Genomic DNA, 19086 nt, shown 5'->3' with positions numbered 1-19086 from the left:
CCCTGGCCTGACCTCGTGACGTCCGAGCCGGCGCTGCCGCCGGCCGGAACCCCGCCATGAGCCCTGGGCACGGGCTTGACCCCGAGGAGCGGTCGGCATAGCTTGATCAAGCAAAAGTGATCGATCACTCTTGGCCCCTCTCCGCGCGGCGTCGTGGCGCGGCCGGCGGGAGACCGGGAGCGGCGGTCCGGCCACGCACCGGCCATGCACTTCCCCGGCGGCGGCCACGCTCCGCCCGCCGCCGCCCTCCGCCCCCAGCAGAAGGACCCGCCCATGCCCGACACCACGCTCGCCATCCGCGAAGAGGACGACGCCCTGGCCATCACCGCCGGAGCCGTGCGGATCGCCCGGTACGTCCACCAGCCGGACGCTCCCGACGCCGAGTCACCCAAGCCCTACCTCCACCCCATCCGCAGCCTGTCCGGCGCGCCCATGTCGGTCTACCGACCGCACGACCACCGCTGGCACAAGGGCCTGCAGATGACGTGGGCGCACCTGTCGGGGCAGAACTTCTGGGGCGGCCCGACCTTCTCGGCGGAGCGGGACTACCACTGGCAGGACAACCACGGCCACATCAACCACCTCGCCTTCACCGACGTCACCTCCGACGGCAAGCGGGTCGTGGTCGAGGAGAGCCTGCACTGGCTCTCGGCCCGGGGCGAGCACTGGATCACCGAGCAGCGCCGCCAGGTCTTCCACGGCGTGGACCGCGCGCGCGGCCTCTGGGCCCTGGACTTCACCACGTCGCTGCACAACGTCCGCGGCGCCACGCTCGACTTCGGCAGCCCCACCACGCACGGCCGGCCGATGGCCGGGTACGCGGGCTACTTCTGGCGCGGCCCCAGGTCCTGGACCGGTGGCACGATCATCGGGGCCGACGGTCTGGGCGGCGAGGAGATGATGGGCGTCGAGGCGCCATGGCTGGCCGTGGTCGGGCAGCACGACGGGATCGACGGCGGCGGGACCGTGCTGGCCGTCGCCGGGCACTCCAGCGCGCCGGCGCCGATCAAGTGGTTCGTCCGCAGCGAGGCGTTCGCCGTGATCAGCCCCTCCCCCTCCTTCGACGAGGAGATCGCTCTGGCCGACGGCGACACCCTCGAACTCGCGCACCGTTACGTCTTCATCGACCACATGTGCGACCGGGCCGAGCTCGACGAACTCGGCACGGAGTTCGCGCTGTGACCCCGCTGTTCCCCGGCGGCACCTCGGTCAGTGATCTGGCGGTCTACGACTGGGAGTGCGCCGACGGTGTGCACGGCGGCACGCCGCACCTGCACACGGTCTCGACCGAGGCGTACGTCGTGACCGCCGGCCGCGGGGAGGTGCACACCCTCAGCGCCGCCGGCTTCGCCCGCGACCGGCTCGAAGCGGGCACGGTCCTGTGGTTCTCGCCCGGGACGATTCACCGCCTGGTCAACGAGGACGGGCTCCGGCTGCTGGTGATCATGCAGAACGCGGGCCTGCCCGAGGCCGGGGACGCCGTGCTCACCTTCCCCGCCGACGTCCTGCGCGACCGCGACGCCTATCTCGCCGCGGCGACGCTGCCGGTGGGTTGTTCGGAGGACGAACGGGCGGCGGCCGCGCGGGCCCGCAGGGACCTGGCGGTCACCGGGTTCCGGCGGCTGGTGGCGGACGCCGAGGAGCGCGGCGGGCAGGCGCTGGCGGACTTCCATCGGCTGGCGGCGGCGATCGTGCGTCCCCGGGTGGCGTCCTGGAAGGAGTTGTGGGACGAGACCGTCGCCGCCGAGACCGAGCGCACGGCGTCACAGCTCGACGCGATCGCTGGTGGTGATCCCGCCCATCTCGGGCAGGCCGCCGTGGTGCGGACCACGCCCGCGCCGGGCCCTCGCGCCTTCGGCATGTGCGGCCGGCTGCGCACGTGGGCGCCACTCCCCTGATCGGGCGGCCGGCGGGTCCTGCGGCTGGCTCGGCGCCGGCGTGCGGGCCGGTGCTCAGGCGGGCGCCGGACCGGCCGTCTCGCGGACGATGACCCGGTTGATCGACCGGTCGGGCGGCGGCGGCGCGGGCTCGCCGCGCACCGCCGCGATGAGCCGGGCCATCGCCTCCCGCCCCTGCACCTCCCTGTCCACCGCCACGGTGGACAAGGAGGGGGTGGCGAACCGTCCCAGTTCCTCGTCGTCCCAGCCGAACACGCTGACGTCGCCCGGGATCCGCCAGCCCCGTGACAGCGCCGCGCGTACGGCTCCCATCGCCACGTGGTCGTTCACGGCCACGATGGCGGTCACGCCACAGCCGTCGGGCAGACCGCGAACGGCGTCGTAGCCGGACCGGGAGCTCCAGTCACCGAGCGCGACGCCGTACGAGACGAGCCCGCGGCGCGCGATCGTCTGCTCGAAGACGAGCTTGCGGTTGCGGGCCGAGGCCCAGCTCTGCGCGCCCGCGATGTGGAAGAAGACCCGATGGCCGAGCGAGGCGAGATAGTCGATGATCTCCTCGACCGGGGAGGCGTCCGCCAGCTCGTTCGTCCCGCGCAGGTGGTCGTCGTAGTCGCCCGTGACGACGACGGGCACCGGCGAGGCGGCCGGGTCGATCTCCAGCGGCGTCAGCGACAGGACGCCCTCGACCTGCCCGGAGCCGGCCAGCTCCAGCACCCGCTCCGCCCTGGCCGACGGATCTCCCTCGACACTGAGCACCTCCAGCTGGAAGCCCTCGGCGTGCGCCGCGGCCGCGGCGGCGCGGAGCATGCGCGCCGGCCACAGGTAGTCGGAGGCGGGCAGGGTGACCGCCAGCCGGTTCGTGTGCCGCGTGCGCATGGAACGCGCGACGAGGTTCGGCCGGTAGTTGAGCTCCTGCACGACCAGCTCGATCCTGGCGCGGGTCGCCGGTCGCAGGGTCTCGTTCTTCCTGAAGTACCGGGAGACCGTCTGGTGCGACACGCCCGCGCGCCGGGCCACCTCGTGGATCGTGAGGCGCGGCGTCTCAGCCTCGTCCAAGGGCCCCCTCTCCTCGCGCTGCGCGTCACAGCCTAGCCGGTCGCCCGCGCGCCGCACGACGACGAAGTGATCGATCACCTTGCCGTCGCCCCGGCCCTTGTGGAGCCCTCAGGAGCCGGACGACCCCTGGAGGCCGCTGGTGAGTCGTACGGGGAAGTGCCGGCCGGTGTCCTTGCTGTGGCCGATGCCGGACGACCACTCCAGATAGCCTTTCCTGCCGGGGCCGTCGTCGTCGTTGACCAGCAGGGACAGCGCGAACACCCCGGCCGGAGGTCCGTTGAGCCCCAGGCTCTGCCAGGGCAGGACGACGTCGTAGGCGGTGGTGACGCCGGTCCTGGTCACCGCGAGCCGTTCCGTCGGGGTCGGGCCGGTGATCGCGATGCCGAAGGCGGCGAAGGTGTAGGCGGCCGGCCCGCCGGGCGTCAGCGCCAGGCCGATCTCGGTGCGTTCGGTGGAGGCGCCGGGGAGCGCGGGCGACAGGGAGAGCTGGATGGAGTCGCCGTTGTACAGGTTGCCCGCCAGGTTCTTCTGGGTGAACACGTCGTCCTGGACCATGGCCTGGAGGCGCAGCCCCGTCGCCGTCTGCGTGATCCGGACGGGGCCGCCGAGGTCGGCGGCACCGCCCCAGTCGGCGGTGTAGCGGAACCAGGTCGCGTCGGCCGCCAGGTCGATCGGCGCAACCGTGGTGGCCGTGTCGGGCTCGATCGGTCCCGCGCCGACGGACTGCCGCAGCTGGAGCGCCGGACGGCCGCGCAGCCTGACGGACACGTCGAGGTAGCCCTGCTCCCACACGCGCAGCGACGGGAGCGGGACGGCGTGCGAGACCTGCTTGCCGGGCTGCAGCGTGGTGGTGTCGTCGATCGTGCCCGACTCCTTGCCGAGCGTCCAGGTGATGCCGTCGAGCGTCACGGGGGTCCTGCGGGAGGTGTTGGACAGGGAGACGGACGCCTGCGCCCGGTAGCCGCCGTCGCGGACGAGGTCGACCCCGATGGCGGCGACCACGGGGGTGGTGACCCTGATCGTCGGCGTCGCGAGTCGTGCCACCTTCTCGTTCCCGGTCGTGGCCCAGCCGGTGACCCAGCTCGCCTTGCCGCCCGCGGGAGCGGGGAGGTCGAAGACGGTCTCGGCGGTGCCGCAGCCCTTGACCTTGACGTCGTGGCGCCGCCCGTCCAGGGTGATCGTCACCTTGGCGGGGACGGCGCGGCAGTTGCGGCCGGTGCGGTCGACGACCGCGCGCACCTCGATGCCCTCGCCGTCGGCGACGGTCGGCGACGTCTTCAGCGTGATCGCGGGCGCGGGGTCGAGGACGAGGGAGTCGACCTGGCCCCTGACGTAGACCGGGTGCTCGGTCAGGGTCACCTGGACGGCCCCGGCGTGCGGGCTCAGGCTGGCGGGCACGCCGTACTGGTCGGTGAGGGTGAGCGGCTGGGCGGTGCGCAGCGTCACGGTCCGCGGGCCGTCCGACGCCCACATGACGCGGACGAGGTCGCCCGCGGCGCTCCTGAAGGGGAAGGAGTACGTGGTCGCGTCCAGCGTGTCCCGCTCGGTGATCGTGCGTCCGGCGAGTTCGGCCGCCATCACCGCCTGCGCGACCGCGGCCGGCTTGGGCTCGGCGGCGTAGCGGGCCGTCGCGCGCCGGACCTCGAAGACGCCGAAGTTGTGCTCCTGGTTGTTCGGATCGGTTCCGTCGTCGCGGGCGTCGTACCAGTAGAGGCGGTCGGCGCCGCCGGCCAGGGAGAGCACCGCCGAGCGCACCAGGTAGTCGGCCTGCATGGCGTCGGTCGTGCCGCCCGCGGTGTGGGTCGGCCAGCCGTACTCGGTCAGCCACAGCGGGAGCGAGCGGCCGGCGGCGGCGTCGATGGCCTGGCTCAGCGACGCCATCTGCGTGTCCATGCCTTCGGGCGGCGTGGGGTGGCGGTAGGGGTGGACGGACACCGCGTCCAGCGCCTGCGCACCGCCCTGTTCGAGCACCTGGCGCACGTAGTCGGCCGAGGCGCCGGAGATCGCCGGGCCCACCAGCCGGGCTCCTTGCGGCTTGGCGTCGGCGGCGGCCTGGAGGAGCTGCGCGTAACAGGCGGGGGTCCGGCCGCACAGGCCGTCGTTGAAGTTGATGTTGAACTCGTTGTAGACCTCGGTCGCCCGGGTGTAGCTCGCGAAGTGCTGGTTGACGGCGGCCGTGAAGCGTCCGTAGGCGGCCAGTCCCTCGGGCGAGCTGGGCGTGCGGTTGCCGTCGTAGAGCGGGTTGCGGTAGGCCGAGATCGGCAGCGGCTCGATCCCGGCGGCGTGCAGGGCGGCGAATCCGGCGTCGTAGCGGTCGAAGGTGTAGACGCCCGCCTGCTTCTCGACCGCCGACCAGCCCACGTCGTTGCGTGAGTGGGTGTAGCCGATGCGCGCGATGCCGTCGATGAGCTCCTGCTCGTACCCGTGCAGGCCGACCCCGAACGGCGAGCCGGCCGCTTCGGCGGGCATCGGCGGCACGATGCCGAAGCTCGTGCTCAGCGTCCCGGAGGTGAAGGTGTAGAAGCCGTTGGGCAGCGAGGCCAGGTCCACGACGCTGTTCCCGCCGGTGAAGGCGGCCGTGCCGCTCGCGACCTGCGCCCCCCGGGCGTCCTGTACGGCCCAGGGGGCGGGGGCCGGGTTCTGGGCGTCGGTGAACAGTTCCAGGGCGGCCTTGCCGGGATCGAAGAGCAGGGAGTCGTTCATGACCCCGAAGTAGGTGGAGTGTTCCTCGAAGCCGGGGTTGGCCAGCAGGTTCCGGCCGCTGCCGTCCTCGGTCATGGTCAGGTCGTCCAGCCGTACGCCGGGGGTCACGTCCTGGGAGACGATGCGCAGGGAGAAGCTGGTCTGGGTGGCCGGGGTGGTGTAGGTCCAGGAGACCTGGCGCCAGTCGTAGGCGCCCATCGGGAAGTTGAAGCGCTGGGTGCTGTCCGGGCTCAGCACCGCCTGCAGCGCGGCCGCCTTCGACAGCCCTTCCGAGGCCACCCAGGCGGTGAACCGGTAGAGCGTGCCCGGCTTGACCGGCACGGTCTGGGCGAGCTGCCCGTAGGTGTTCGGGCTGCTCGGCGTCTGGTTGACGATGCGCACCGCCGACCCGGTGTGGCCCTGCGCGGTGGCGGTGAAGGCGACCTCGGCCGAGCCGCTCCTGCTGATGGCCCACGGGTCGAAGGTGTTGGAGTACGGGAGTTTCGGGGCGGCTAACGCGGTGGTGACGAGGAGGAGCGCTGACAGTGTTTTCATCGGGTCACCCCTTGACGGCGCCGGCGCGGCCGGCGCTTCGTAGGAACTGCTTCTGGAACAGCAGGAAGAAGACCAGCGGGAGGATCACGGCGATGAACATGGCGGCGATGAGCGTGCTGGTCTCCGCGGTGGCCGAGATCTTGTAGAGGACGACGGACAGCGGCTGCAGATCGGGCGAGGGCAGCACGAGGAGCGGCCACAGGAACTCCTTCCAGGCCGACACCAGCGTGAGCAGCGAGACGACGGCGATGATCGGCCGCGACATCGGCAGCACGATGCGCCGGAACACCTCGAAGGAGTTGGCGCCGTCGACCTTGGCCGCCTCGAAGACCTCCTTCGGCAGCTCGGCGAAGAAGTTCTTCACCAGCAGCACGTTGAAGGCGTGCGCGGCGGCGGGCAGCCACACGGCCCAGTAGCTGTCGATCAGGTTGGCCCCGACGCCCGGCACGTCGATCACGGTCAGGTACAGCGACACCAGGGAGACGACTCCCGGGATGAACAGGGTGGCCATCACCGCGGCCGAGACGACCCCGGCGTACCTCGGCCGCAGGATGGCGAGGGAGTAGCCACCGGTCAGAGCGACCAGCAGGCCGAAGAACCAGTTGCCGGCCGCGATCCAGACCGTGTTGGCCAGGGCCCGGCCGATGTCCATACCGTTCCACGCCCTGGCCAGGTTGTCCCACCGGATGCCGCTCGGCCACCAGCCGAACGGGTCGCGCAGGATGTCCTGCGAGGTCGACACCGCCGACTTGGCCAGCCAGAGGATCGGCCCGGCCGCGACGATCGCGAGGCAGGCGAGCACGGCCACGATCAGCCCGGTGAACACCACGCGGGTCGCCGGCCTGCGCCGCTCGCCGCTGGACAGGATGCCACGCTCGTTCATGAGTGCTTCCACCCCCTCGTCGCGCGCAGGTACACCGCCGACAGGGCGGTGAGGAAGACGGCGAGCATCAGGCTCAGCGCCGTCGCCTTGCCGAAGTCGCCGGCGACGAAGGCGTACTTGAAGATCAGCATGAGCAGCGTGACCGTGCTGTTGTCCGGCCCGCCGCCGGTCATGACGTAGGGCTCGGTGAACACCTGGAAGGTGCCGATGACCTGGAGGATCAGCATGAGCAGGATGACCGGGCGCAGCTGGGGCAGCGTGATGTGCCACACCCGGCGCAGCACCCCGGCGCCGTCGAGCTCGGCCGCCTCGTAGAGCTCGGGCGGCACCGACATCAGCGCGGCGACGTAGATGATCGTCGTCGTGCCGAAGCCCGCCCAGGTCGCCTGGACGACGATGCTGGGCATCGCCGTCTCGGCGCTCTGCAGCCAGGGGAACGGTCCCAGCCCGGCCCAGCCTGCCACGGTGTTGAGCAGGCCGTGCTCGCTCGGGTCGTACAGCTGCTTCCACAGCAGCACCGCCACGACCGGCGGGATGATGATCGGCACGTAGACGAGCACGCTGGCGATCGTCCGCGTCCGGCGCAGCTCCCCGATGAACACGGCGAGCAGCACCGGCACAGGGAAGCCGACGACCAGGGCCAGCGCGGTGAACCAGACGGTGTTCCAGGCGGCGGTGGCGAGCAGCGGGTCGGCGAGCACCCTGCTGAAGTTGCGCAGCCCGACCCAGGTGGGGTCGGTGACCAGGTTGGTGCGCTGGAAGCTGAGGACCAGGCTGCGCAGGATCGGCCACCACGAGAACAGCCCGAACACGATGAGCATGGGCGCGGTGAACAGGAGTTTCCCGAGGCCGCCGCGCTGGGTCCACCTACTGAGCGGCGGCATCGATCAGCGCCTGCGCGTCCGTCCGGGCCTGGGTGAGCGCCGCAGGGATGTCGGCGTCCTGCTTGGTGAGGACCTGCTGGGTGACGGCGTCGAGGAGCGCGTAGGTCTCCTGCGCGGCCACGGGCGGCTCGCCGAGGATGGGCAGTCTGCCCAGGCTGTCGAAGTAGGCCCGGTAGTTGTCTCGCTTGACGTTGACGTAGCCGGAGACCCAGGTCAGGTAGCGGTCGTAGATCTCCGGCGAGAACAGCGGCACCTCGGGCGCGCCCACGGGCAGGCCGCCCGCCTTGGAGGTCTCGGCCCACTCGACGGCGGCCTGCTGGTCGAGGAAGCGGTTCAGGTACCGGAACTTCACCCACTCCAGGGCGGCGGCCGCCTCGCTCGGGGCGGCCTTGGGGCTGACGACGGCGATGTCGCCGCCGCCCAGCGTGCCGATGCCGGCGGCCGACTGCGGGAGCGGCGCGATGCCCAGGTCGTCGCCGGGCATGTCGCGGTTGCCGACGAGGTCGCGGTAGAGGTCGGCGCCGAGGACGGTCTGCCCGATCCGCCCGGCGGCGATGGAGTTGCGCATGTCGTCCTGGCTCAGCAGGAAGTTCTTGCCCGCGGCCTGGTCGGTCCACCGGACGTCGTGCAGGAACGTCAGCGCGTCCTGCACGCCGGCCGCGTCGATCGTGGACGTGACGGTGTCGCCCTGGCGCTGCTGGATCATGCTGCCGTTGGCGTAGGCCATCGTGGTGAGGATCCAGCCGCCGGAGTTGGTCGTCGTCGCGATCGTGAAGCCGGCCGCGTCGCTCGACCTGCTGATCGCCTTGGCGTTGGCGCGCACCTCGTCCCAGGTCTTCGGCGGGGTGTCGGGGTCGAGGCCCGCCTTCTCGTACAGCGCCCGGTTGTAGATGAAGGCCATCGTGTACGCGGCCGAGACGACGCCGAAGGTGTGGCCCTCCGCGTTCTGCGTCTGCTTGGCGACGGCCGGGTTGAGCCTGGAGAGCACCGCGTCGCCCTTGACCAGGTCGGTGATGTCGCGTACCTGGCCGTTGAGGGCGAGCTGCTGGATGTTGGTGTACGGCACCTGCATCGTGGTGGGCATCGAGCCGCCGGCGACGAGGGCGGCGAACGTCTGCGGGTCGAACTTGGTCTCCTCGCCCACCACCGTGATGTTCGGGTGGAGCTTCTGGAAGGCCGTGACCTGCTTGGTGAACAGAGCGAGATTGTCGGCGTTGTCCTTGGTGGGCATGTTGCCGACGTGGATCGTCACCTTGGCGTCCGGGTCCGTCCCGGCGTCGGGACGTCCGGACGAACACGCGGTGAGAGCTATGATTCCGGTCATCGCGATACCGGCGAGCCGCCAGTTTTTGTGATAAAGCATGACGAATCCCTCTTTGCGGGCATGGTGGCGATCGAGCTCGGCGGTGTCGTGACCGCTGGGGGCTCACGCGGGCAGCAGTGGCGTGCCGGCGGATTTGGTGGCGATGGTCAACCGGTTGACCATCGCCATGGTCGTGCTGATCCTGGTACTTTGTCAAGAGTCCGGAGAAACGTGGACGTCACCTGTTGTCACCGGGAGGACAGGAACTGATGGCGCGCAAGGCCGCTACCCTCGCGGACGTCGCCGCGGCCGCCGGCGTCTCGGTGTCGCTGGTGTCGAAGGTGCTCAACAACACCGGACGCGCCTCCGAGGAGACCCGCAGGCGCATCCACGACGCCGTGGAACGCCTCGACTTCCGGCCCAACGCCCTGGCCAAGTCCTTCGCCAGAGGGCGGAGCGAGCTGGTCGGGATCATCATCGAGGACGCCTCGGAGATCTTCAGCAGCATGGTGCTGCGCGGCGCGGAACGCAGGCTGGCCGCGGCCGGGCTGGCCACGCTCGTGTGCGACGCCGCCGAGAGCGACCAGCGGCGTGCCCAGTTCGTCCGGGCGCTCGAAGCCCGTCACGTCGACGCCGTGCTGGTCATCGGGTCGGGGCCGTCGGGCCTCTACCCGTCCGTCTCCGACCGGCTGTCATGCCCCGTCGCCTACGCCTTCTGCGAGTCCGACGACCCGGCCGACGTCTCGTTCCTGCCCGACGACCACGGCGCGGGGCGGATCGCCGCCGAGCACCTGCTGTCGCTCGGCAGGACGAAGATCGCGCACATCGGCGAGGGCAGCGAGCGGGGCGCCGAGCTGCGCACGCGCGGGTTCGTGGAGACCCTGGCCGCCGCCGGGCACGCGGTGGAGCCCATCGTCGGCGACTGGTCCAAGGCGTGGGGCCTGCAGGCCGTCAACCGGCTGATCGAGGCGGGCACCGAGGTCGACGCCATCTTCTGCGCCAACGACTTCATCGCCTACGGCGCCTACGTCGGCCTGCGCGCCCACGGCCTGCGGATCCCGGAGGACGTGGCGCTGGTCGGCCACGACCACTTCTCGATGGATCCGCCGCAGCGCAGGTCGGGGTTCCTGACGACCATCGACCCCAACCTGCCCGCGCTCGGCGACGCGGCGGCGCGGCACCTGATCGCGCCGGGCACGGCGGCCGACTTCGCGCCGAAGCTCGTCGTCGGCCGCACCACCGCGGGCGGTCAGGCCGCCGGCGACCTCGCCACCCTGCTGGAGTTCATCGACCAGCTGCTGTGAAGCGCAGCGTGACCAGCTGGAACGGGCGCAGCGTCAGCGACACGGCCCCCGGCTCGAACCGCGCGTCCGCGGGCGGCTCGACGTCGCGTTCGACCAGGTCCACGAAGCGGGCGTCCCCGACTCCCTCGACGCGCACGGGCGCCCTGGTCCCCTCCGACTCGTACAGGCGCACGATCACGTCGCCGCTGCGGTCCTCGGCGAGCTTGACCGCCTCCACGATCACGGCCGGGTGCGAGACCCGCACCAGCGGCTCGACCTCCCGCCCCCCGCGCACGGCACGCGCCGGCACGTTCGCGCGGTACCCCTCGGCGACGGCCTCGCGGATGCCGGCGTTCGGCCTGATCGAGTAGGCGATCGTGTGCCTGCCCAGGTCGGATCCGGGATCGGGGAACATCGGCCCGCGCAGCATGGACAGGCCGACGGTCGTGGTCGTGCCGCCGTCCTGGCGGGTGTCGCGCACCACGTCGTGGCCGTACGTCGACTCGTTGGCGATGGCCACGCCGTACCCGGGCTCGCCGACGTGGATCCAGCGGTGCGCGCACACCTCGAAGCGGGCGGCGTCCCAGGAGGTGTTGGTGTGCGTGGGCCGGTACACGTGTCCGAACTGGGTCTCGGCGGCGAACCTGTCGGCGTGCACGTCCAGCGGGAAGACGAGCTTGAGCAAGGCGTGGCGCTCGTGCCAGTCCACCTCGGCGACCAGGTCGAGCGCGGCCGATCCCGGGCGCAGCCGCAGCGTCTGCCTGATCGTCGAGTCGCCGAAGCGGCGGGTCACGACGACCTCCCCGTCGCCGGTCTCCAGGCTCTCGACCTCGTCGACGTCGCGGGCGACGCGCCGGTAGTGCTCGTCGATGTCCCAGGCGTCCCACTCGTTGGGGATGTCGCGGTGCAGCACCAGGCGGTGGCCGGCCGCGCCCGGCGCGATCGCCTCGCGGCCGGTCCCGGCGTCGCGCAGCGACACCAGGTGACCCCGGCGGTCGATCACCGCCCGCACGAGCCCGTTGTCGAGCACGAACCCCGCGTCCTCCGCGGTGAGTGAGACCCCCGCCGGGTGCGTGGCGCGCTCGCGGATGCCGAGCCCGTCCGTGGCGAGCTCCAGGTCGCCGTCGCCGACGAGGACGCGTACGCTTTCGTCGATCACCCGGTCCAGCCGCTCCAGCAGGTCGGCGTTGTTCTGCTCGACCTCGTCGTGCACCCAGGCGATCGAGGTGCCGGGCAGCACGTCGTGGAACTGCTGCAGCAGCACGGTGTGCCAGCTGTCGGTCAGCTCGTCGTAGGGGTAGGCGGCGCCCTCGCGGACGGCGGCGGTCGCGGCCCACAGCTCGGCCTCGCGCAGCAGGTGCTCGTTGCGGCGGTTGCCCTGCTTGGTCAGGTGCTGGCTGGTCAGGGTCCCGCGGTGCAGTTCGAGATAGAGCTCGCCCGACCACACCGGCGGGTTCTCGTACTCGGCCTCGGCGCGTTCGAAGAAGGCCTGGGGCGAGTCGATCGTCACCGCCGGCGAGCCTTCCAGTGACCTGAGCCGCTCGGCGGCGGCGAGCATCTCGCGGGTCGGGCCGCCGCCGCCGTCGCCCCAGCCGAACGGCACGAGCGAGGTCCCGGCCACGCCCTTCTCCTTGTAGCTGCGCGCGGCGTGGGCGAGCTCGGCGCCGGACAGCTCGGAGATGTAGGTGTCGGCGGGCGGGAAGTGGGTGAAGATCCGGGTGCCGTCGATGCCCTCCCACAGGAAGGTGCTGTGCGGGATCTGGTTGACCTGGTTCCAGGAGATCTTCTGGGTGAGGAACCAGCGGCTGCCCGAGGCGGCGATGATCTGCGGCAGCGCGGCCGAGTAGCCGAAGGTGTCCGGCACCCAGGCCTCCAGCGTGTCCACGCCGAACTCCTTCAGGAAGAACTGCTTGCCGTACAGGAACTGGCGGGCCAGCGACTCGCCGCCGGGCATGTTGATGTCGGGTTCGACCCACATGCCGCCGACCGGGATGAACTGCCCGGCGGCCACCTTCTTCCTGATGCGCTCGAACAGCGCCGGGTAGTGCTGCTTCACCCAGGCCAGCTGCTGGGCGGAGGAGCAGGCGAAGCGGTACTCGGGGTGCTCGTCCATGAGGGTCACCGCGCTGGCGAACGTGCGCGCGCACTTGCGGATCGTCTCGCGCACCGGCCACAGCCAGGCCGTGTCGATGTGGGCGTGCCCGACGGCGACGATCCGGTGGCTGCTGGCCGCGGCGGGGCTGGCCAGCACGTCGGCCAGCGCCGCGCGTCCCGCCGCCGCGGTCGCCGACACGGCGGCGGGGTCGACGGCGTCGAGCATCCGCTCCAGCGCCCGCAGGATCTCCCACCGGCGCGCCGACTCGGGGCTCAGCTCGCGCATCAGCCCGTCCAGCGTCCAGATGTCCTGCGCCAGCTCCCACACCCCGATGTCCAGCAGCGCCACGTCGAACGCTCTGGCGGTGTACAACGGCCCGCCGCCCGCCGTCGCCCGGTCGCCCAGCGTCGTCGGCTCGTAGGTGTTCTCGCCGGCGAGCTCCGGGTTCGCCGCCGCCTCGACGTACAGGTCGACGTACGGCTCGGCCGGGTCCCACGGCAGGTGGGAGCTGCGCGGCGCCACGGCCTTGATGAGCGTGCCGTCGGGCAGGTAGCCGAGCCCTTCGGCCTGGAACCCGGGACGCGGCCCGGAGAAGCCCAGGTCGACGACGATCTCCAGCCGGGTGCCCGGGGGAATCTCCTCCGGCGTCCGGCCGGTCACGTGGAACCAGGTCGTGCCCCACGGGTCGCCCCACCGGTGCGGCAGCGTGACCGGCTGGTAGCCGGCCGCGAACGCCGCCTGGGCGGGCACCGGCTCGCCGGGCACGTTCCACGCCTCCACGGTGAGGGGCCGTCGTTCCCGGTAGAGGGCGCCGGGCAGGAACTGCTGGACGAAACGCGCCAGCCGTCCCTCGACGATCAAACGGTTGTCATGCACGATGCACTCTCTCCAAAGTCAGGTTTCGAAGACCCGCACGGCGACGATCATGGCTCGCTCGTCGCCGTTGGTCGCCGTGACGACGACCCGCAGGGCGCCCGCCCGCGTGGCGGGGTCAAGCACGTGGACCCGGCGGCGCATGCGGTTGCCGGTGACGGACACGGCCGTCTCCCAGCCGCCCGTACGCGCCACCTCGATCCGGTAGTCCTTCACCAGTTCCGGCATGACGAGGTACGGCGTGCGATGGTGATGCAGGTTGACCAGGTCCTCGTCGACGTCGTCGTTGAAGATCAGCTCCACCCGGCCGATCGCCCGCTCCCCGCTCCAGCGCAGCTCGACGTGCTGCTCGCCGCCGCCTTCGGAGACCCACAGGTTCGGCCCGTCGTAGGGCCTGGCGAGCCCGCCGGCGACCTGCTCGGGCCGGTAGGCCGCGGTCGCGGGCTCGACCTCGAACCGCGGCGTGCGCCTGCGCAGCTCGAAGGCCGACCACGCGTTGCTCTGCGGCTTGCCGGTGTCGAGCGCCGGTTCCCTGCTGAGCAGCCCGAGGACGCCGTACGGCGGGCGGTCCGCGCCGACCAGGACGGCGAGGTCGGCGTTCCGCCGGACGACCACGACCACCTCGCCCCCGTCGAAGGGCACGTCGTCGAAGCGGGCCTCCAGCCGGCCGCGCCCGGCCTCCACCCGGACCTCGCGCCGGGCGAGCGGTTCCACGGGGATGTGGTTCAGCCCGCCGCCCGTGCCCCACAGCTCGACCGTCGCGGTGGTGGCGCGGGCGGCGTCGACGCCGATCCGCACGACGTCGATCCGCGGGTCGGCGGGCAGCAGCAGCCCGAAGTCGGCCTCGCCGATCGGGAGCGGTTCCGGCTCGCCGCCTCCGTCGCCCGCCAGGCGGGTGAGCGTGGACGACGCCGTCACCGTGGCCTTGAGCGCCAGGTCGGACGGGTCCTGCCAGGGCACGCCCAGCAGGGAGGCGTCCTGCCGCAGGAGCATCGACTGCAACTCGCCCAGGTGCGAGGTCGCGATCTCGCGCGGCGTCACGCCCCTGCGCACGGCGAGCGCGGCCCCCGCGCCCGCGGCCTCCCCCACGACGGCGCAGGTGGCCATCACGCGGGTGCTGCCGAAGGCGACGTGGCTGGCCGAGATGTCGCGGCCCGCCAGCATCAGGTTGCGGACGTTGGCGGAGTACAGGCAGCGGAACGGGATGTCGTACAGGCCGGGGCCGAACAGGTGCTTGGAGGGGCTGTCGGCGGCGTAGATGCCGCCCGGCGGGTGCAGGTCGATGGACCAGCCGCCGAAGCCGACCGAGTCGGGGAAGCGGGTCTGGCCGACGATGTCCTGCTGGGTCAGGACGTGGTCGCCGAGGAAGCGGCGGTACTCGCGCTTGCCCGGCAGGCTGCCCACCCACTCCAGCGTCAGGTTGTCGGCCTCGAAGCGGCCGGAGTTCTTGATGTGGTGCCAGATGCCGAAGACGATGCCCCACAGCTCGTCGCGGATGCGCTCGTTGTCGGCGACCGCGTCGAGCTCGCCGCCCCACTCGATCCACCAGTAGTCGCAGCCGTTCATGCCGGGGTCGATGTGGCGGCGCAGCGGCAGGTCGAACGCCTCGACGTCCTTGGTGATGCCCGGCGGGACGAAACGGACCGGGCGGCCGGTGTCCTTGGTGTAGAAGAGGATCGTGCTGCCGAGCATGTTGTCGTCGGCGACGTCGGGGGCCCAATCCTCGCCGTACACGCTGCGGTCCTCCCGGCCGGTGGCGAACCTGGCGCCGGCGAGCAGGCCGACCAGGCCGTCCCCCGTGCAGTCGAGGAAGAGCGGCGACTCGAATGTGATCAGCTTCTCCGAGCCGGACTGCCAGCCGGTGACCGAGCGGATCACCCGGTCCTTCTCCTCGCCGTCCGCCTCGACCTCGCGGACCTCGGTGTTGAGGAAGAGGGTGATGTTCGGCTCGGCGCGCACCAGGTCGAGGACGACGTGGTCCCACAGGATCGGGTTGCCCTCCGGGTTGCGCCACTGGTTCTCCGCGAACAGCTCGCCCATCAGGCCGGTCTCGCGGGCGAACTTCTGCGCGCCGTGCGCGGTGGCGCCCACCACCCACACCCGGATCTCGCTGCTGGAGTTGCCGCCCAGCACTCCCCTGTTGTTGATCAGGGCCACTTTCGCGCCGTTGCGGGCGGCGCTCACGGCGGCCGTGACACCGGCCAGGCCGCCGCCGACCACGGTGACATCGGCGGTGTGTGCGATCTGCATCATGATTGCCGACTTTCTTGGTCGAATCGAGCAACGCGGATCTACAATATTTCCGACGTCTTGAATAAGTCAACGACGGGTTGGCTAAGGTAGGCGCAGAGCGCGACGACGGCGAGGGGAACGGGGACCAGTGGCAGCAGCCAGGCGGGAGTCGACCACGGTCGGGAAGGCAGCCAGGCGCGAGGGCGGGCCGCCGGCCCGATCCTCGGGGCTCCGGCGCGGCTCCAATCTCGAACACGTCGCGGACTTCAACGACTCGGTCGTCCTCGACGCGATCAGGCGGGCGCGGACCGGGAGCTCGCGCGCGGAGCTGGTCGTCGAGACGGGCCTGGCCGCGCAGACCGTGTCGGACGTCTGCCAGCGGCTGCTCGACCAGGGGCTCATCGCGGAGACCGGCACGTCCACGACCGGGTTCGGCCGGCCGCGCCGCACCCTTGAGCTGGTGCCTGCCAGCCGCTACGCGCTCGGCGTGCACATCGACCCGGCCACGATCACGTACGTGCTGCTCGACCTCGGCGGCAACCTTGTGGCCCACTTCAGCAGGCAGACCGCCAGCCCCCAGGACGCCGACGCCATCATGACCGGCATGGCCGCGGCCCTCGACGTCCTGCTCGCCGGATCCGGCGTCGAGCGCGACCGGGTGCTCGGCCTCGGCATCGCGGCGCCCGGCCCCCTCGACATCGCGGGCGGGGCCATGGTCGACCCGCCGCACCTGCCCGGCTGGCACCGCGTCGAGCTCGTCGACCGGCTGCACCGGGCGACCGGGCTGCCCATCGTGCTCGACAAGGACGTCACCGCCGCCGCGGTGGCCGAGCGCTGGGCCGGCGGCGCGACGGGCAACAGCGACTTCGTCTTCCTCTACCTGGGCACCGGCGTCGGGGTGGGGCTGGTCAGCGGCGACATCGTGATACGCGGCCGGTCCAGCAACGCCGGCGACATCGGCCACCTGATCGTCGACGCCGACGGGCCGCCCTGCGAATGCGGGCAGCGCGGCTGCCTGGGCACCGCGTGCTCGCCGCTGTTCCTCATCCAGGAGGCCGTCGCGGCGGGCGTCCTGCCCGCCACGCCGGAGGACGGTCAGCTCGTCCAGGCGGTCAGGCGGCTCGGCGCGCTGTGCCGGGCGGCCGACGACGGCGACGCGCGGGCGGTGGAGATCCTGCGCCGGTCCGGGCGGCGGCTCGCCCGCGCGATCCTCACCATCGGCAACCTGCTCGACACCGAGCTCGTGGTGTGCGGCGGGCCCGCGTGGGCGCCGGCCGCACACCACTACCTGCCGCTGCTCAGATCGGCGGTGACCGAGCGGTTCGTGATGCGGGAGATCCACGACCTCGGCGTCATGGGGACCGCGCTGGGCGCCGACGTGGCCGCGATCGGCGCCGCCTGCCTGATCCTCGACGAACGCTTCTCGGCCCGCCCCTAGGTCCGCTCGGGAAGCAGGCGGGCCACGAAGCCGCCGCCCGGGGGCATGGCGGGCACCCGGAACGCCTCGCCCGCCGCGACGTCGGAGACCGCCACCGCGTCGCGGTCCGCGCCGTCGCCGACCAGGCGCCAGGTGCCGCTCAGCGGCCCGAGGCGCCCAAGGCCGAGGGTGGCCGCCGGGCGCGCGACCGGGCCGTTGATGCCCGCCAGCCACCAGGTCCCTCCCGTACGGCGGGCCAGCACGACGTGGTCGCCCGGCTCCCCCGCCAGCCCGACCGTGTCGTCCCAGGCGGCCGGCACGGCCCGCAGCACCTCGCGCACCTCCGCCGGCTGCGCCCGGTAGGACTCGGGCGAGTCCGCGAAGTGCAGCAGCCCCGACTCGTAGACCACCGCGAGCGCCAGCTCGTGGGCCGCCGTGGTCCTGCGGGGCCGCAGCGCGTCGCCGAAGGTCACCGGCGTGTAGTCCATCGGGCCGATCACGTTGCGGGTGAACGGCAGCACGGTGTTGTGCCACACGGCCTCCTCCGCGAACGCCGGCCCGAACAGGTACCACTCGGCCCCGCGTACGGCCTCCAGCGTCATCAGGTGCGGCCACGTCCGCTCCCAGCCGCGCGGGATGGTGCTGCCGTGGAAGTTGACCATCAGCCCGGCCTCGGCCGCGTCCCGCAGGATGCCGAGGTAGTGCGCGATCCCGGCCTGCTTGTCGGAGTGGAAGAAGTCGACCTTGATCCCGGCGATCCCCCAGCCCGCGATCCTGGCCAGCTCCGCCCGCCGCGTCTCGGGCAGGTGCATGAGGTCGCGCGGCCCCTCGGTCGAGTCGTTGTTCGGCCCGGCGGAGTTGTACCAGAGGAACAGGCGCACGTCCCGTTCCGCGGCGTAGCGGACCAGGTCGCGGATCTCCTGCTCGGTGTGGACGGTCCAGTTCGCGTCGACGAGCGAGTACTCCCAGCCCATCTCGCCCGCCAGGTCCACGAAACGCCGCAGCGCGGCCAGGTCGCGCGGGCTGGCGTTTTCCGACCACCAGCTCCACGACACGCGTCCCGGCCTGATCCACGAGGTGTCGGTGATCGCGGCGGGCTCGGCCAGGTGCCACACGGTCGTGGACCCGATCAGCCCGGCCGCGGTGTCCGCGATCGCGACGAACCGCCACGGGAGCGTCCACGGCAACGCCGAGGTGGCCAGGACGTCGCCGTGCCCGAGGCCCTCGTCCGGGTCGGGGCCCAGCACGCCGTACTCCCGGCCGGCCGGGACGGGGGCCAGCCGGGTGCCGTGGAAGGTCTCGTCCAGCCCGGCCTCGGAGACGAGCAGCCACTGCCCGTTCACCTCGAACGTGGCCGGCAGGTCGTAGGAGCGCGCGCCGGTCGGGGTGCCGATGGGCACGCCGTTGGTGTAGAGGTTCTCGTGGGCGGGTCCGCCGCCGTCGGAGGGCGAGGTCGGCTGCGCCCAGGCCCGCCCTTCCGCCGCGAACGCGAAGGTCGTCAGCTCCCTGGTGACCGTGGCCGTGCCGGAGCTCTCGGGGAAGCGGTAGCGGAACGCGACGGCGTCGTCCAGGACGCGGAGGTCGAGGTCGAGGCGCGCGCCGTTGCGTCCGCGCACCGACAGCGTCGCCGCCGTGGACCGCTCGCGCAGCACGGCGCGCTTGCCGTGCGCCGCGGCGTGACCGTCCTCCCGCACCTCGGCCACGGGTTCGGCGACCAGCGTGAGCCCGTCGTGGAACGACGCGTCCCGCCGCTCTACGCCGAGCCTGGACCGCCGCAGGAGTACGACGCCGCGCCGCCGCACGTCGTAGAAGAGCCGGCCCCGGTCGTCCAGTGAGACGTCGAGCTCGACCGCGCCCTCGGGCGACTTCACGGTCCACAACACGTTGGGTTTCCTTTAGTCCGATGGGTGGAATGAAAAGCGGCA

12 protein-coding genes are annotated in these 19086 nt (G+C 72.1%); 4 read left to right on the top strand and 8 right to left on the bottom strand.

Annotation, left to right across the window (positions count from 1 at the left end; genetic code table 11):
* Nucleotides 1–273: 273 nt before the first annotated feature.
* The gene (locus ACIBST_RS23010; RefSeq protein WP_397174365.1) at nucleotides 274–1182 is read left to right on the top strand and encodes a PmoA family protein; all 909 of its coding nucleotides are present in this window, start codon (nucleotides 274–276) and stop codon (nucleotides 1180–1182) included.
* Nucleotides 1179–1898 (top strand): cupin domain-containing protein, encoded by a 720-nt coding sequence (locus ACIBST_RS23005; RefSeq protein ID WP_397174364.1) that lies wholly within the window; start codon nucleotides 1179–1181, stop codon nucleotides 1896–1898. Before ACIBST_RS23010 ends, ACIBST_RS23005 begins: the two co-directional genes overlap by 4 nt.
* A gap of 54 nt (nucleotides 1899–1952) precedes the next feature.
* Here the strand turns inward: ACIBST_RS23005 and ACIBST_RS23000 are convergent, their stop codons facing one another.
* From ACIBST_RS23000 to ACIBST_RS22980, 5 genes are all read right to left on the bottom strand, one after another.
* On the bottom strand, nucleotides 1953–2954 hold the full coding sequence (locus ACIBST_RS23000) for a LacI family DNA-binding transcriptional regulator (protein WP_397174362.1): 1002 nt from the start codon (nucleotides 2952–2954) through the stop codon (nucleotides 1953–1955).
* Nucleotides 2955–3062: 108 nt separating this feature from the next.
* Nucleotides 3063–6191 carry a glycosyl hydrolase gene (locus tag ACIBST_RS22995; protein WP_397174361.1) on the bottom strand — a complete coding sequence of 1043 codons (3129 nt, stop codon included), beginning with the start codon at nucleotides 6189–6191 and terminating at the stop codon, nucleotides 3063–3065.
* Between the two features lie 4 nt (nucleotides 6192–6195).
* Nucleotides 6196–7074, bottom strand: a complete 879-nt coding sequence (locus tag ACIBST_RS22990; protein WP_358299433.1) for a carbohydrate ABC transporter permease — start codon at nucleotides 7072–7074, stop codon at nucleotides 6196–6198.
* Entirely contained in the window at nucleotides 7071–7958 is an 888-nt protein-coding gene (locus tag ACIBST_RS22985) for a carbohydrate ABC transporter permease (protein ID WP_397158481.1), read from the bottom strand. The genes ACIBST_RS22990 and ACIBST_RS22985 overlap by 4 nt, the downstream gene beginning before the upstream one ends.
* On the bottom strand, nucleotides 7942–9282 hold the full coding sequence (locus ACIBST_RS22980; RefSeq protein WP_397174359.1) for an extracellular solute-binding protein: 1341 nt from the start codon (nucleotides 9280–9282) through the stop codon (nucleotides 7942–7944). The genes ACIBST_RS22985 and ACIBST_RS22980 overlap by 17 nt, the downstream gene beginning before the upstream one ends.
* 248 nt (nucleotides 9283–9530) lie before the next feature.
* Between ACIBST_RS22980 and ACIBST_RS22975 the strand changes: the two genes are divergently transcribed.
* Nucleotides 9531–10565: a LacI family DNA-binding transcriptional regulator gene (locus ACIBST_RS22975; protein ID WP_397174357.1), complete on the top strand. Its 1035-nt coding sequence runs from the start codon at nucleotides 9531–9533 to the stop codon at nucleotides 10563–10565.
* Here ACIBST_RS22975 and ACIBST_RS22970 read toward each other — a convergent pair.
* On the bottom strand, nucleotides 10546–13515 hold the full coding sequence (locus ACIBST_RS22970) for an alpha-mannosidase (RefSeq protein WP_397174356.1): 2970 nt from the start codon (nucleotides 13513–13515) through the stop codon (nucleotides 10546–10548). The two genes, ACIBST_RS22975 and ACIBST_RS22970, sit on opposite strands and share 20 nt — an antisense overlap.
* 18 nt (nucleotides 13516–13533) lie before the next feature.
* Nucleotides 13534–15765: an FAD-dependent oxidoreductase gene (locus ACIBST_RS22965; protein WP_397174354.1), complete on the bottom strand. Its 2232-nt coding sequence runs from the start codon at nucleotides 15763–15765 to the stop codon at nucleotides 13534–13536.
* Between the two features lie 127 nt (nucleotides 15766–15892).
* Here ACIBST_RS22965 and ACIBST_RS22960 point away from each other — a divergent pair, with 127 nt between their 5' ends.
* Nucleotides 15893–17182, top strand: coding sequence for an ROK family transcriptional regulator (locus ACIBST_RS22960; protein WP_397174353.1), 1290 nt, complete (start codon nucleotides 15893–15895; stop codon nucleotides 17180–17182).
* On the opposite strand, the gene ACIBST_RS22955 is transcribed toward ACIBST_RS22960, so the two are convergent.
* Entirely contained in the window at nucleotides 17179–19044 is a 1866-nt protein-coding gene (locus ACIBST_RS22955; RefSeq protein ID WP_397174352.1) for a glycoside hydrolase family 97 catalytic domain-containing protein, read from the bottom strand. The two genes, ACIBST_RS22960 and ACIBST_RS22955, sit on opposite strands and share 4 nt — an antisense overlap.
* Nucleotides 19045–19086: the final 42 nt, after the last annotated feature.

It is taken from the genome of Nonomuraea sp. NPDC049684 (assembly GCF_044465345.1).
Lineage (GTDB): Bacteria > Actinomycetota > Actinomycetes > Streptosporangiales > Streptosporangiaceae > Nonomuraea.
The sequence above is the reverse complement of the archived record's forward strand: the minus strand, read 5'-3'. Positions and strand labels throughout refer to the sequence as shown.

What these genes read in the sequence shown, in the direction of transcription:
- ACIBST_RS23010 (WP_397174365.1), top strand. Translation starts at nt 274, where the DNA reads ATGCCCGACACCACGCTCGCCATCCGCGAAGAGGACGACGCCCTGGCC.
- ACIBST_RS22995 (WP_397174361.1), bottom strand. Translation starts at nt 6,191, where the DNA reads ATGAAAACACTGTCAGCGCTCCTCCTCGTCACCACCGCGTTAGCCGCC.
- ACIBST_RS22990 (WP_358299433.1), bottom strand. Translation starts at nt 7,074, where the DNA reads ATGAACGAGCGTGGCATCCTGTCCAGCGGCGAGCGGCGCAGGCCGGCG.
- ACIBST_RS22985 (WP_397158481.1), bottom strand. Translation starts at nt 7,958, where the DNA reads ATGCCGCCGCTCAGTAGGTGGACCCAGCGCGGCGGCCTCGGGAAACTC.
- ACIBST_RS22980 (WP_397174359.1), bottom strand. Translation starts at nt 9,282, where the DNA reads ATGACCGGAATCATAGCTCTCACCGCGTGTTCGTCCGGACGTCCCGAC.
- ACIBST_RS22975 (WP_397174357.1), top strand. Translation starts at nt 9,531, where the DNA reads ATGGCGCGCAAGGCCGCTACCCTCGCGGACGTCGCCGCGGCCGCCGGC.
- ACIBST_RS22965 (WP_397174354.1), bottom strand. Translation starts at nt 15,765, where the DNA reads ATGATGCAGATCGCACACACCGCCGATGTCACCGTGGTCGGCGGCGGC.